The 14,255-nt window shown below is 72.9% G+C and carries 6 protein-coding genes; 1 reads left to right on the top strand and 5 read right to left on the bottom strand.

What is annotated here, in order from left to right; genetic code table 11:
• Positions 1 to 62: 62 nt before the first annotated feature.
• A complete protein-coding gene (locus tag WME79_RS18430; protein WP_437537461.1) occupies positions 63 to 431 on the bottom strand; it encodes a hypothetical protein in 369 nt (122 codons plus the stop codon).
• A 573-nt stretch (positions 432 to 1,004) separates the two neighbouring features.
• Here WME79_RS18430 and WME79_RS18425 point away from each other — a divergent pair.
• The gene (locus WME79_RS18425) at positions 1,005 to 4,856 is read left to right on the top strand and encodes an AAA family ATPase (RefSeq protein ID WP_437537458.1); all 3,852 of its coding nucleotides are present in this window, start codon (positions 1,005 to 1,007) and stop codon (positions 4,854 to 4,856) included.
• 168 nt (positions 4,857 to 5,024) lie between these two features.
• Here WME79_RS18425 and WME79_RS18420 read toward each other — a convergent pair whose 3' ends face one another.
• From WME79_RS18420 to WME79_RS18405, 4 genes are all read right to left on the bottom strand, one after another.
• Complete coding sequence (locus tag WME79_RS18420; protein ID WP_437537455.1) at positions 5,025 to 6,248, bottom strand: PEGA domain-containing protein; 1,224 nt, start codon at positions 6,246 to 6,248, stop codon at positions 5,025 to 5,027.
• Positions 6,249 to 6,304: 56 nt separating this feature from the next.
• Positions 6,305 to 9,052, bottom strand: a complete 2,748-nt coding sequence (locus tag WME79_RS18415) for an FG-GAP repeat domain-containing protein (protein ID WP_437537453.1) — start codon at positions 9,050 to 9,052, stop codon at positions 6,305 to 6,307.
• Between the two features lie 2 nt (positions 9,053 to 9,054).
• Positions 9,055 to 10,830, bottom strand: a complete 1,776-nt coding sequence (locus tag WME79_RS18410; RefSeq protein ID WP_437537450.1) for a protein kinase domain-containing protein — start codon at positions 10,828 to 10,830, stop codon at positions 9,055 to 9,057.
• Positions 10,831 to 10,955: 125 nt separating this feature from the next.
• On the bottom strand, positions 10,956 to 14,252 hold the full coding sequence (locus WME79_RS18405) for a protein kinase domain-containing protein (protein WP_437537447.1): 3,297 nt from the start codon (positions 14,250 to 14,252) through the stop codon (positions 10,956 to 10,958).
• Between the last annotated feature and the right edge of the window lie 3 nt (positions 14,253 to 14,255).

Below are 14,255 nucleotides of genomic sequence, written 5' to 3'. Positions count from 1 at the left end.
ATCGAGCGCGGTCGAGCCACGACACATCCCGGGGCGAGGGCTCAGCCGCCCTGCCAATCCCGTCAGAACTGGAAAGGATGCCCGTCGAGAGCGCTCAATGTCTCTGCCTCGACCCGGCCGCTCCACAGCGCGGGCTTCACGCCGAGAGTCCAGTAGCGAAAGCAGGCCTGAGCGGCGCTGGGGACGGCGAGCATCCATTCGAGATCCCAGCGCGGATCATCGCGGTATCGGGCGAGCAACTGCCGGCCGAAGTCGCGACAGAACTGGTAGCAGCTCTCATCGAGCGTCCGGCGTCCGAGAGCGTCCCAGCAGCTCGCCAGCAAGGGCTCCGGCGGACCGCCGCTCGCAGAGGCCATTGCCGCCTGAGCTGTCGCGAGTCGTTCGCTGGACCAGACGAGACCCAGGTCCTCATCGGCGAACGCGCCGACCATGCGATCCCCTATGCGGCGTGCCTGACGGGGCGCGAGGGGTTGAGGCGGTGCCTCGCTGGACGCCGGGGCTGGAGCCAGCCCGAGCCAATGCAGCGCCGGCTGGGCCGCTCGCCATGGGTGCGAAGACCAATCGACACGCGGAAAGTGATCCCGCCTCGCAGACTCGAGATAGTCATTCAAATCGATCATGGATCAAGATCCGGGCGGGTGTCGCTCGCGCCAGGCTACCTTCGTTCATGCGCTTGTCCAGAGCGACAAACGGATTGAAACTTCCTGAAAAGAGCAGAAATTCGAACCGCCAAGCTCGCCAAGGACGCCAAGGAGAGGACAAATCTTGGCGGGCTTGGCGGTTCATTTTCGGTTGATCCATGTGACGCCCGCTCGGATGGCGTGAGCGAGCCCGCGTCCTTCCTGTCGCGCAGCTCGACCGCTTCGCCCTGGCGCGCGAGGGGTGAGCAGCCCGAGCCCTGCTGGAGATTCGCCGCCGAATGGGGGGGTTCACCCGTCGGGTCGAGCGGGATGCTCACGCATCCTCCGGCACGGTTGATGCCGCACCCCGACGAGGAGGGTGCGATGCCTGCCACCGTCCTTTTCCTGAGTGCAAACCCTTCCGGTACCAGGCAGCTCGATCTCGACGAGGAGTACCGCGAGATCGAGGACGAGCGGATGCGGGCGCGCCTGCGCGACGCCTTCGCGCTACGCCCCGTGCTCGCGGCGCGCATCGAGGACGTGCGCCGTGCGCTTGCGCTGCACAGGCCCACGGTCGTGCACTTCGGCGGCCACGGGCAGCACGCCGGGCCCGCCGCCGACGAAGGGGACGTTCGCCCGATCCCGGGCGCAGGAGACCGTCTCGGCGAGCGCACGGAGTTGCTGTTGAACGACGCCGACGGGCGCCCCGCGCCGGTCCCGATCGAGGCGCTCGCGGAGCTGTTCCGGCTCGAAGGCGGACCGGTGCGCTGTGTCGTGCTCAACGCCTGCTACTCGCTCGCGCAGGCCAAGGCCATCGCGCAGCACGTGGACTGCGCCATCGGAACCTCGAGCGTGATCAGGGACAAGGCGGCGGTCGCCTTCTCGAAGGGGTTCTACGGCGCACTCTTCAATGGTGACAGAATCGAGAAGGCGTTCGCTTCGGGTCGCAACGAGGTGAATCTCCTGCGGCTCGACGATGCCAAGGTGTACGAGCTCTGCCCGCGCGTGCCGGGGACGTCGGAGCAGCTCCGGCTCGCGGAGCTGCCGAAGGTGCAATTCAGGGTGCCGCTCGCGCGCAACCCGTCCTTCGTCGGCCGCGACGAGGAGCTCGCGCGGCTGCACCGGATGCTTCAGGACCCGCAGCCCGGCGGCAGGCGGCCTGTGATGCTCACGGGGATGGGCGGCATCGGCAAGACCCAGCTCGCGGTCGAGTATGCGTTCGAGCACGAGGTGAGCTATCCGGACGGGGCCTACTTCATCAACGCCGCCGGCGACGACTGGCGGCCAGCGATGGCGAAGCTCGCCGTCGACCTGGATCTGAAGGCGGAAAACGCACCAGAGGCGGAGCGGCAGCTCCGGTTGGTGGCGGCGCTCGACGCGTACCTGCGGGCGCGGCCCGAGGCGCTGGTGATCTTCGACTACGTCGAGAACCCCGCCGATCTCGAGACGGACCGCGCGGCCGGGCTTGTCCCGGCAAACCTGGGATGCCGCGTGCTGGTCACGACACGGCGGCGCGACGCGCGCTTCGAGAGCATCGATGTCCCGGTGTTGCCAGAGGTTGCCGCGGTGAAGCTCCTGCTCTCGCGACGGAGAGCGCGGGCGCCGGCCGACGACCCTACCGTGGCGGGCGCCATCTGCCGGCGGTTCGGCAAGATGCCGCTGGCCATCGCGCTCGCGGCAGCGTTCCTGGGCAAGAACCCCGCGATCTCGCTCGCAGGCTACGCGCGCCGGATGGACAAATATGGACTGCTGAGGGCGACGGACACGACCGGCGCCACGCCCGAAGAGCTCGCGACGCGGCACGAAGCCACGGTGCAGGCGACGCTGCAATCGCAGTGGGACGCGCTGGAGAACGCCGACTCACGCGATGTGCTGAAGACCGCCGCGCTGCTGGAGGTGGCCGCGGACATCCCGCAGGCGCGCCTTTCGCTGCTCACCGGGCTCGCGATCGAGGCCGAAGAAGGGTTCCCGATCCCACTCCACGACGCGCTCCGCGAAATCAGCGAGCTGTCCTTCGTCGAGCCGATGAGGGAGCGCAACGGCATCCGCCTGGAGCCGCTGGCGTGGGAGTTCGCGAAGCAGAAGATCGACGCACCGGAGGCGTTCGCCGCGGCCTGCGGGGAGCGGCTGGGCGAGGCGCTCCGGGACATGGATCGGCTGCACAAGGAGGTGGCGAGGAGGAACATCGACGAGGTGCTCACGGATCTGCGGATCGGGATCAAGCTTACGGGGGCACCCGGGCGAGCCAGGCTGGAGACGCTGAGCCGGCCGCTGGATCGAGAGGCCCACTGCCTGCGCAGGTGGGATCCGACCAAGGAGCCCGGGTTCCTCCTTCAGCAGCTCCGAAATCGATGCCTGGACATGGCGATAGAGGAGGTGCGGGAGCGGGCGGAAGCGAAGCTCGCGGAGCGTCGGTGGTCCTGGCTGCGCGAGCGCTTTCGGACCAGCCGTGACTCCGAGGCTCTGGTGCGCACGCTCGATGGGCATACCAATGTTGTGCTCGGCGTAGCGGTAACGTCCGATGGTCGCCTCGCCGTCTCCGCCTCAGCTGATACGACGCTCAAGGTGTGGAACCTCGCCACGGGGCACCTCCTCCGCACCCTCGAAGGGCATACCGATGTTGTAACCGGGGTGGCGGTGACGTCGGATGACCGCCTCGCCGTCTCCGCCTCTTGGGATAAGACGCTCAAGGCGTGGGACCTCGCGACCGGGCGGCTTCTCCGCACCCTCGAAGGACATACCCACGGTGTGCACGGCGTGGCGGTGTCGTCGGACGGCCGCTACGCCGTCTCCGCGTCAGAGGATAAGACGCTCAAGGTGTGGGACCTCGCCACGGGGCACCTCCTCCGCACCCTCGAAGGACATACCCATGGTGTGCACACGGTGGCGGTGACGTCCGATGGCCGCTTCGCCGTCTCCGCATCCGGCGATAAGACGCTCAAGGTGTGGAACCTTGCAACGGGGCACCTCCTCCGCACCCTCGAAGGGCATACCGATCTTGTGTTCGGCATGACGGTGACGTCGGATGGCCGCTACGCCGTCTCCGCCTCCTGGGATAAGACGCTCAAGGTGTGGGACCTCGCCACGGGGCACCTCCTCCGCACCCTCGAAGGGCATACCTATGTTGTGCGCGGCGTGGCGGTGACGTCCGATGGCCGCTTCGCCATCTCTGCCTCCTCGGATAAGACGCTCAAGGTGTGGGATCTCGCGACGGGGCACCTTCTCCGCACCCTCGAAGGGCATACCTATGATGTGTTCGGCGTGGCGGTGACGCCGGATGGCCGCTTCGCCGTTTCCGCCTCCTGGGACGACACGCTCAAGGTGTGGGACCTCGCGACGGGGCACCTCCTCCGCACCCTCGAAGGGCATACCAATGTTGTAACCGGGGTGGCGGTGACGTCGGATGGCCGCCTCGCCGTCTCCGCCTCTTGGGATAAGACGCTCAAGGTGTGGGACCTCGCGACGGGGCAGTCCCTCCGCACCCTCGAAGGGCATACCAATTATGTGTTCGGCATGACGGTGACGTCGGATGGCCACTTCGCAGTCTCCGCATCCAGCGATAAGACGCTCAAGGTGTGGGACCTCGCAACGGGGCAGCCCCTCCGCACCCTCGAAGGGCATACCGATGTTGTGAGCGGCGTGGCGGTGACGTCGGATGGCCGATTCGCCGTCTCCGCCTCCTGGGATAAGACGCTCAAGGTATGGGACCTCGCGACGGGGCACCTCCTCCGCACCCTCGAAGGGCATACCGATGTTGTGTTCGGCGTAGCGGTGACGTCGGATGGCCGCTTCGCGGTCTCCGCCTCCTGGGACAACACGCTCAAGGTGTGGGAACTCGCGACGGGGCAGCCCCTCCGCACCCTCGAAGGGCATGCCAATAATGTGCTCGGCGTGGCGGTGACGTCGGATGGCCGCTTCGCCGTCTCCGCCTCCTGGGATGCAACGCTCAAGGTGTGGGAACTCGTGACGGGGCAACCCCTCCGCACCCTCGAAGGGCATACCGGTGGTGTGAACGGCGTGGCGGCGACTTCGGATGGCCGCTTCGCCGTCTCCGCCGCCAAAGATAAGACACTCAAGGTGTGGGACCTGGTCGAGGCGGGCCCGCCCATCACAACCCTGGAAACCCACAATGACCTCCCCTGCTGCGCCACCACGGCGGACGCAAAGATCATCATCGCGGGAGACGGCGTGGGTGCGCTGCACATCCTCGACTGGATCCGTCCGCCGAGCCCTTGATGCCGCCACCGGCGCGGCGGGCGTGAGCTGGCCGCCGCACCAGGATCTCGTCGAGACTCCCGTTCTCTGCGTGGCGATGCGGAACTGCCTTGCGGTCCAATCCTCCCCAGGCGCGGATCTGGGGCGCACCTCGCGCAGCCTGTTCTCACCTGAATTGAGGGGCCGGCTCTAGAAACGCCCCCGCACGCCCGCCGACCGCCATCCCACCGTGAACTCCGCATCCACCCCGGGATCCCTCGGCGGCGGCGCGGCGGGAGCGGCGGCGCCAAGGCCCTTCGGCTCGTCGAACGCAAAGAGCCCGAACCCCACAGCGGCAGCGAGGAACGACACCCCGCCCGCGACGGCCGCCGCCGCGCCGAGACTGCCGCGCGCGTCGACCGCGGCGTTGTAGCGATCCCGCTCCGACGGCGTGAGCGAGCCCGCGTCCTTCCGGTCCCGCAGCTCGACCGCCTCGCTCTGGCTCGCGAGGGCGAGGCCCCCGAGCACGCCGGTCGCCACGGCGCCCGCTGCGCCGACCCCGAGCACCGTCCACGCGGCGACGCGTCGGGACGTCATGCGAAGATCGGCGTCGAGACCGACCGCCTGCTCGCGCGTCACGCGGAGCTCCTTCCGGAAGAGCTCGTATCCAGGCAGCGAGACCTCGACGACGTGAACCCCCGGCTCGATCGCGATCGCGCCGGTCGTCGGCACCGTCCCCCTCACCCCCCCGTCGACCGTGATGTGCGCGCCGCCCGTGCCGGTCACCCGCAGCTGCGCAGGCTTCACGCGCAGCACGACGTGCCGCGGCATCAGCTCGCCGGCGACCGCGACGACCGTGAGCTCTTCCTCGTAGTGCCCCGTCGCCTGCACCCGCACGCGGTGCGGGCCAGGAGCGACCGGCGCCACGAGCGGCGCCGCGACGAACGGCTGGCCATCCACCGACACCCGGGCCCCCTCGGCCGGCGACGACAGCAAGAGCCGCGTCCCCCCCGCCGCCGGCCTCGCGGCCGCCACGGTGCCGCCGCCTGGCGCCGTCGCGCCCTCGCCGCCCGCCGCCTCCGCGCCCTCGCCGGCGAGCCGCGCCTCCAGCGGCACGAGCGACCCAAGGGCCGTCACCGCCTCCTCGCGGCGCGCCGCCTTCGGATCCTGGCGCAGGTACTCGCGGTAGAGGGCGATCGCGCGGCGCAGCGCGTCCGGCGACGGCTCCGTGAGGTACTGCCGCCGGAACGCCTGCGCCGCCGAGAACAGGAGCGATGGGCTCGGCACGCGCTCGTGCGCCTCCAGGAACGCCTCCGCGGCGACCTGGTACTGGCCTGCCTCGTACGCCTGCGCGCCGGCGTTGAAGTAGCTCTCCGCCTGCGCCACCTGCTCGGGCGTCGGGCGCGCGTCCGCCTGGGCGGCGGCAGGCGCCACGGCGAGGCTCAGCGAGGCCCAGAGGAGCAACGGGCGAAAGGGACGAGCCGCCGCCCTCATTGCAGCACCGGCTTGCCGCGGAACACCTTCAGGAACGCGGAGCTCATCGCCACCGCGAGATCGTCGACGCCATCCCCATCGACGTCACCCGCGACCAGCGCGACGAAATCGCTGCCGGCCTCCGGCGGGGGGCCAGGGAATGCGGTCTCGAGGCGGCGAAGCGCCCGCGCGCCGGCGTCGAGATCGTAGAGCTCGAGCCGCCCAGGCCCGGCCACGGCGACCTCGAGCGCGACGTCGGCGTCGGCGTTGAGCAGCGCCACGGCGAGGCCCGCGCAGGCCTGCTCCCCCTCGCAAGGCTCCGGCGCGACGAGCGCCGTCTCGTCGAAGCCCCCGCCGGCGCGGCCCCAGAGCGCGACGATCTCGCCGCTCTCCGCGCGGGCGAGCAGATCCTGCTGCCCGTCGCCGTCCAGATCCGCGACGAGGGGGCGCGGTACGTACTTCGGCGGGTTCACGTCCTCCACGATGGCCTTGAACACGTGCGCCGTCTCCTGCCGGGCCGTCTCGACCAGCTTCTCGCCATCGGCCGCGTAGAGCGCCAGCTCGCCGTCGTTCAGCCACACGAGCTCGTCGCGGCGGTCGCCGTCGGTGTCGATCGGGGCGAGCACGCACGCCTCGCACGGCGGCGCCCCCTCGCCGGGCCGGCCAGACGCCTCGGCGCGCAGGTTGTCCCCCTCCGGCGAGACGGCGATCAGCCAGAGCTGCGTGCCTTCGGGTACGGGCCCCGGCCCGCCCTCGACGGCGAGCTCCGTGATCGCGGCAAGGCGCTGCTGGGGTTCGCCGTCAGCCCCGACCGCGAACCTGCCGCCCGCGACGCCGAGGAGCCTCACGGGCAGGATGGAGCTCGGCGCGCCAGCACCAGGCGGCATGCCACCCTGCGCTCCGGGAGGCGCGGCGAAGTAGAACGGCGCGCGGATGAGGCGGTCGCGGCCCCCCTCGATGAGCGCCAGCCCGGAGCCGGAGCCCACCGGCGCGTCGGGCGGCCGCGGGAGACCGCGCAGGGCGAAGAGCTGCGCGCCCGTGCCCTCCTGGAGGACACGGCCCGCGATGAGGCCGCTGGCGAGATCGAGGCGGCCGTGCCCAGCCGGCGCGGAGGGCGCGGCGAACGCGTTGCCGTAGGCGATGTCGAGCCGGGTCGAGGGCTGCGGGGACGAAGGCCGCGCCTGCTGATCGAAGTAGGCGATGTCGTTCACCCGATCGCCGTCGAAGTCGCCGACGGCGAGGTAGTGGGGCGGGCACTGCGTCGCGACGCGCTGCGTGTAGAACATGCCGTCAGAAGCGCCGGTGTACACCGTGATGTCGGGCAGCTGCGTCTCGGTGGCGACGATATCGAGGTGGCCATCGGCGTTCACGTCGGCGGCGATCGCCTCGCACCCTCCGCCGATGGATCCGCAGACCGGAGACTGGAACGGCGCGCTGGGGCGGCAGTCGAGCGGCACGAGCTCGGGCCCGGGGCGGTCTTCGTCGAAGTCGCCGGCGACGAAGATCCGGTCCGGATCGGCGAGCGCGGCCTCGAGCTCCGCGTCATCGAGCGAGAGCGCGCCCGTGCGCTGGTCGGGCGAGCCGGAGGACGGAAGGCTCGGCGCCGAATGGAAGCGCCCGTCGCCGAGGCCGTACGCGACGTGGATCTCGCCGCGATCGCCCTGGATGGCGTTCACGACGATGTCGGCGAAGCCGTCGCCGTTCTGATCGTGCACGGCGAGGGACGCGTTGACGTCGCGGATCCTCGCGCCGCCGCCGAGCTGCACCTCGGGCAGCGCCGCGAGCGCGGTCGAGCCTGCGGGGCCGCACACGGCGTAGATGCGGATCCGATCGTCGCCCCGCTTCGCCACGATCGCCTCGTCGCACCGCTCGGTGTCCGCGGCAGCGCCCCCGTCCAGATCCGCGGCGACCGCGGCCGCGATCTCGCCGGGGGCCACGACGTCGCCGTCGAGCGTCTGCGGCGTCGCGGCCGGGTCCGACATGACGGCGACACGGCCAGGGCCGCCGCTCGCCGGCGGCTCGCCGCCCGCACCGCCGCCGTTCGCGCCACCCGTCGCGGCGGCTGCTCCGAGGAAGATCAGCGCGGCGTCGCGGCCGCGCAGCCGCGCCGACAGGAGGCGCGCGGCCTCGCTGTCGAGGCGCGTGGTCGCGTAGAGCGTGGGCGCCATGGCCGCGCTCTCGGAGGCGGAGAACACGAAGAGGCCGTTCGCGGCGCCCCCCGGCGCGGAGACCACGTCCCCGCGCCCGGCGACGATGAGCTCGAGCTGGCCGTCGCTCGTGAGGTCGCGCAGGATCGGAGCGGGTGACGTCTCCTCGCTCGACGCCGCCCGGGCGATCGGGAGCGCCTCCTCCGCCTGCGCGCACAGGCCCGGGGCCTGGCTCGGGAGCGCCGTGATCGTGGTGCTCTCGAGCGTCGTGTGCACGAGCTCGTCGCAGCCGTCGGCGTTGATATCGCCGGCCGAGAGGTCCATCGCCGTGACCATGGTGCGCGCCGAGAGCTCCTCGAACACGCCCGCGGGCCGCCGGCAGACGCCGTCCGCGCCGCACCCGTAGCCGCCGGGGCACACGAACCCTTCGGCGCCCCCGCAGAGGTAGCGGCACTGGTGCGCGCTCCCGGGCGCGCCGCAGCCTTCCTGCCCATCGCAGGCCTCGTCCGGCGCCTCGACGACGCGGTTGCCGCAGACGTCCTCCTCGAGCAGCGAGAGGTTCGCGCAGCCGGCCGCCGCGATCGCCAGGACGACCGACACTCCGTGAGATGCCTTCATGGTCAGGGGGCTCCGCGGAAGCTGTCGAACGCCGGCTTCTCCAGATCGGTGTGGTGTTTGCGCGGTCGGGTCGCACGGACGCCCGACGGCACCGTGGTCGACGCCGCGCTGGCCGCCCCGGCGGCCGGCGCGGTCGGCGCTGGTCCATCCGCGGCTGCGCCCGGAGCCGCCTGGGCACCGAGGGGTGCGGCGCCCGCGGCGGGCGGCGCACCGGAAGGATCCGCGGCGCCGGACGTCGCGCCGGTGGGGCCCGCGCCGGCCAGCGGCGCGCCGAGGGGGCCCTGGGTGCTGGACGGCCCGCCGGCGGCGTCTGCTGCGCCAAGCGGCACGCCCGTGGCCGCTGTCGGGGCGGCATCGCGGATCGACGCAGCATCGCCGCTGGGGCGAAGCAACGCGATCGCCCCGGCCGCCGCACCGCCAAGGAGCAGCACCGCGAGCACCCCTGCACGGCGGGCCGCGGTCTTCGGCGCCCGGACGGGCTCGGCGAGTGGCGCGAACGCAGCCGTCTGTGCGGGCTCGGCGAGCGGGGCGAACGCCACCGTCTGGCCGATCTCGGCGGGCGCCACCGGGCCCGGCGGCATGGGCTGCGTGCGCCCGGCTGCCACGGCCCCGCTGCCGCCAGGGCTGCGCAGCGTGCCAGAGGAGCCGCCGTTCCCGGAGGCGTCGCTCTGGGACGCGCCGCCCCCGGCAGCGCCGCTGCCCTCCTCCGGATCGAGCGCTTCCACCACGTCGGTCGCCGCCTCGGAGCTGACGTCCTGCGACCCGACGGACACCACGCGCGCGCTGCTCCTGGGCCGCGAGGCGCCCGCGCTGTCGAGCCCCTCGAGGCCGAGCTTGCGCACCTGCTCGACGAACGCCTGGACCGCTGCGCCCGCCGACGGCGGGCGATCCTCGGCGCGCTTCGCCAGCATCGCCGTCACCGGCGCGTCGAGCTCGGGCGGGACGTCTGCGCAGACCTCCGACGCCCGCGGCGGCGGGTGGAGGAGGTGCATCATCATCACGTCCATCATCGACTCGCCCTGGAAGACGAGCGTCCCCGTGAGCATCTCGTGGGCGATCACGCCGAGGGCGTAGATGTCCGAGCGATGGTCGACGCCCTTGCCGCGAACCTGCTCGGGCGACATGTACGCGGGCGTTCCGACGGCGACCCCCGTGGCCGTCTTGTGGGCGAGCGCCTCGTCTGCGAGCTTCGCCACGCCGAAATCGAGCAGCTTGGGGAAGAGGCGGCCGCCCTTCTCGATCGCCACGAAGATGTTCTCGGGCTTCAGATCGCGGTGCGTGATCCCCGCCGCGTGCGCGGCGTCGAGCGCGTCGGCGATGCCCTCGAGGACGGGGACGGCGCGGCCCGGGGAGAGGCGCCCCTCGCGCCGGATCAGCGCGCCGAGCGTGAGCCCGTCGAGCAGCTCCATGACGAAGTAGTGCCGCCCGTCGACCACGCCGAAGGAGAAGATGTCGATGATGTTGCGGTGCCGGATGCGGTTCACCGCGCGCGCCTCGCCGACGAAGCGCGAGACGACGGTCGCATCGGACGCGAACCGCCGGTTCAGCACCTTGATCGCGACCCGCTTGCCGATGAGGGGGTGCTCTCCCGCGTAGACGTCGCCGAACGTCCCCGCGCCGAGCAGCCGCTCGACGCGGTACTCGCCGAGCATCGTGCCCGGCGAAAGCTGCGCGTCCTCCTCGAAGAAGGCCTCGTCCGGCAGCAGCGCGTCCCCGTGCTCCGGGCAGGTCGCCACATCCTCCGGATAGACCGAGCGACACGCGGGGCAGGTGGCCATCGACCGTCACGCCAGTCTAGGCGCCATCGCCAATGATGAACAGCGCGGCGAGCGGGAGGGAGCGCGCCGCGCCGCGGGGTTTCCCGATGCAGCGTGGCCTCACCGTATCCCCGCGGCGAGCTGCCCTACCGCGGCCCCGCGATCCGCCGCATGTCGTCGAGCGCCGGCACCGGCTCATCCGCGATGGCCCACGCCTCGATCACCTGCCTCGCCAGCGCGCGCGCCTCGCCCACCTTGCCTCGCCGCGCGGCCCGGCGCGCGGCGCGGACCGTGGCGAGGCTCGCGCCGCCGAGGTGGCTCTCGCCGGCCGGAACGGCCTTCTCCAGCCGCTCGACGAGCTCCATCTCGCCCGTCCGCTCGAACACCGCCGTCATGGCGTCGGCCATCACCGCCGCGAACGGCCCCGGGTCCCGCAGCAGCGGCCGCCATGCCCTCGCCGCCCCTGCGTGGTCCGCCCGCGCAACCCGCTCGGCGCCGTCGATGAACGCGTCGGTGCCTGGCAAGATGCCCCCCGAGAGCCTCGGCCGCAGCGCGCGGAGCCGCGCGAAGCACCGCCGCGACGCCGCCGCCGTGGCGTGGGCGCAGAGGGCCGCGACGCGCAGCGGGACGTCGATGTGGTGGGCGCCGTCGAGCGGCGTTGGCTCCGGATCGAGGAAGCGCTCCACCGCGCGATCGGCGACCTCGCCGGCCCGGCCCAGGATCAAGCCGAGCTCCAGCGCGCGCCACGCGATCTCGAGCCGCTGGACGCGCACCCATCCGGCGTCCTCGGCGGAGGGAGTCATCGCCCGCGTCGCCCGCGCGAGCGCGGCGCCGAAGCGGGCCTCGCTCGCCTCGACCCGGAGGAGCAACAGCTCGCTCTCGACCCGCTGGCTCGGGTATCCGCCCGCGGCGAGCGCGAGCGCGATGCCGCGCGCCTCGCTGCGCGCTCCGATCGCGAGCAGCCGGCTGGCGAGGACGTCGGCCACGTAGGCGTCGAGCGGCGACAGCGCGTGAGCGCGCCGGGCGAACGCGAGCGCCCGCCCGGCGTCGTCGGGCAGAGGCTCCTCGAGCAGCCACGCATAGCCGTCCCAGGGCGCCCACGCCTGCATCGCGCGCAGCGCGCTCTCCGCGCTCGCCGTGCCCCGCGTGACGGTGGCGAGCTGCACCCAGGGCGCGCAGAACTCTCCGGTCGGGTTCTTCGGCTCGATCTGCACCGAGAGGAGCGAGAGCTCGGCGGCGCGGCCGGGATCGAACGGCTGGAGCAGGCACGACGCGGTCGACGCCAGCGTCGACCGCCCCCACGACGACGGCTCCTGCTCGAACCGCCGCACGAGCTCCGTGGCGAGCGCCGGGTCGTCCACGCGATGGGCGAGCTGGTCGATGCGCGCGCGCGCCGCGAACGCGCCGGGCGAGGCCGCCTCCGCCGGCGGGAGCGCGATCGCAGGCGCGGGCAGGCCCAGGACGAAGGCGCACCGGTAGCGCTCTCCCGGCCCCATCTCCGCGAGCGCGCCGCTCTGCGCCTCGACCCGGGCGCACTCCTCCGCGAGGCCTCCGGCGTTGTGCACCATCGCCATCGAGAGATCGAGCAGGGCGAGGGCCCCGTCGACGTCTCCGGCCCGCGAGAACTCCGCGACCGCGGGGTCGAGGCGCGCCGCCCTGGGCAGGTGCCCTCCCTGCACCATCGGGGTCATGGCCTCGCGAACCGCCTCGAACAGCGCCCGTCCGGCGCCCGGCGCGCGGGTGATCTCCGCGCCGTCCGGTCCGTGCAGCCGCAGGGCGACCCGGAAGGACGCGCCATCGCGGACGACCTCGCCGTCGACGTACGCCGCGGCGCGGCGGCGCGCTGCCTCCACCGAGCGCGCGCGGGCCTCCGGCGCCGCGTAGGGATCGATCGGGAACCGATCCACGGGCGGGTGCGGGAGCGAGAGCAGCTCGGCCGGCACCAGGGTGCGCGCCGGGCTGCCGCCGAGGAGGATCCGCGCTCGCTCGCACACGGTCGCCGCCGCGGCGGCGCCGAGCCAGCCCGAGGGCGCGTCGATGCCCGCGGCATCGAGGACAGGGCAAGCGAGCACCGCGTCCGGCGCGTCAAGCGGCGAGCGCGGCGTGGTCCGGGGTGACGCCGCCTCCCGCGGTGCCCCGAGCGGCGCCTTGAGCGCCGCGGCGAGCGCGAAGGCGCCCAGCACCGCGGCGGCGCCGCCGAGCCCGATCTGCCAGCGCGTCCGCCCGCCAGGCCAAGGGCGCGCGGCGGGGACGGCTCCGGGTGCGCTCGGGATGGCTCCAGGAGCGATCGGGACGGCTCCAGGTGCGCTCGGGATGGCTCCGGGTGCGCTCGGGATGGCTTCGGGTGCGACGGAGACAGTCCTGGTCGCGCCGTCGCGCCCTGCGATCGCGCCCTCGCGCTCCTCGACGGTCCTGGTCTCGCCCTCGCGCTCCTCGACGGTCCCGGTCTCACCCTCGCGCTCCTCGATGGTCCTGGTCCCGCCCTCGCCCCCCGCGTCAGCCACCGGCGCGCGCTCGCCCCCTTCGCCCGACGCCTGAGGGGCGGACCAGGTCGCTTCGAGCGGAAGCGCCGCGCCGGGTTCGCCCAGCGCTCCGGCCAGCGCCTCCACCGCGGCGACCGCGCTCGCGAACCGCGCGGCGGGATCGGCCGCCGTCGCTCGCGCGAACCACGCATCGATCCCGGGCGGCAGCGAGACGCCCCGGCGCGCGGCGCGCGCCGTCGCGGTCTCCACGGGGCCGGAGGACGCGGCCAGCGCGAAGGCGATCGGGTCCTGACTGCGCGCCGCCTCGTCCTGCCAGTAAGCGCCCCCGACGAGCAGCGTGAAGGCGATCATCCCCAGCGCATGGATGTCGGCGGCCGGCGTGAGCTTGCCGCCGCGGAGCTGCTCTGGCGCCATGTAGACCGGCGTGCCCGCCGCGGCCGTCGACTCGAGACCGGCGCCGGCGTCGAGGACCTTGGCGACGCCGAGATCGAGGATCTTGAGGCGGGGCGCCTCGTGCTCGCGCCACTCCAGGAAGAGGTTGCTGGGCTTCAGGTCGCGATGGACGATCCCGAGGCGGTGCATCTTGTCGAGCCCGAGCGCCGCCTGTCCGAGCCAGCGGAGCGCCTCGGCGGGCGAACAGCGCCCCTTGCGCGCGAGCCGCTGGGCCAGCGTCTCGCCCTCCAGGAGCTCCATCACGAGGAAGGGCGTCGACGTCGCCCGGTCGACCCCCGCGTCGATGACGTCGACGAGGAACGGGCTGTCGACCCGGCCCGCGACGCGCGCCTCCAGCGCGAACCGCCGCCGGAGATCGGCGCGCTCGATCGTGTGCGCGTGCATCACCTTGAGCGCGCGCCGGCGGTCGGTCTCGATGTCGACGGCCTCGTACACGGCGCCCATCGCGCCCGCGCCGAGGCGCCGCACGACGCGGTAGCGATCGGCGATGAGCGTCCCTCGGACCAAAGC

It is taken from the genome of Sorangium sp. So ce726 (assembly GCF_051521405.1).
In the GTDB taxonomy this organism is placed as follows: Bacteria; Myxococcota_A; Polyangia; order Polyangiales; family Polyangiaceae; genus Sorangium.
This window is presented reverse-complemented; position numbering and strand designations above follow the sequence as displayed.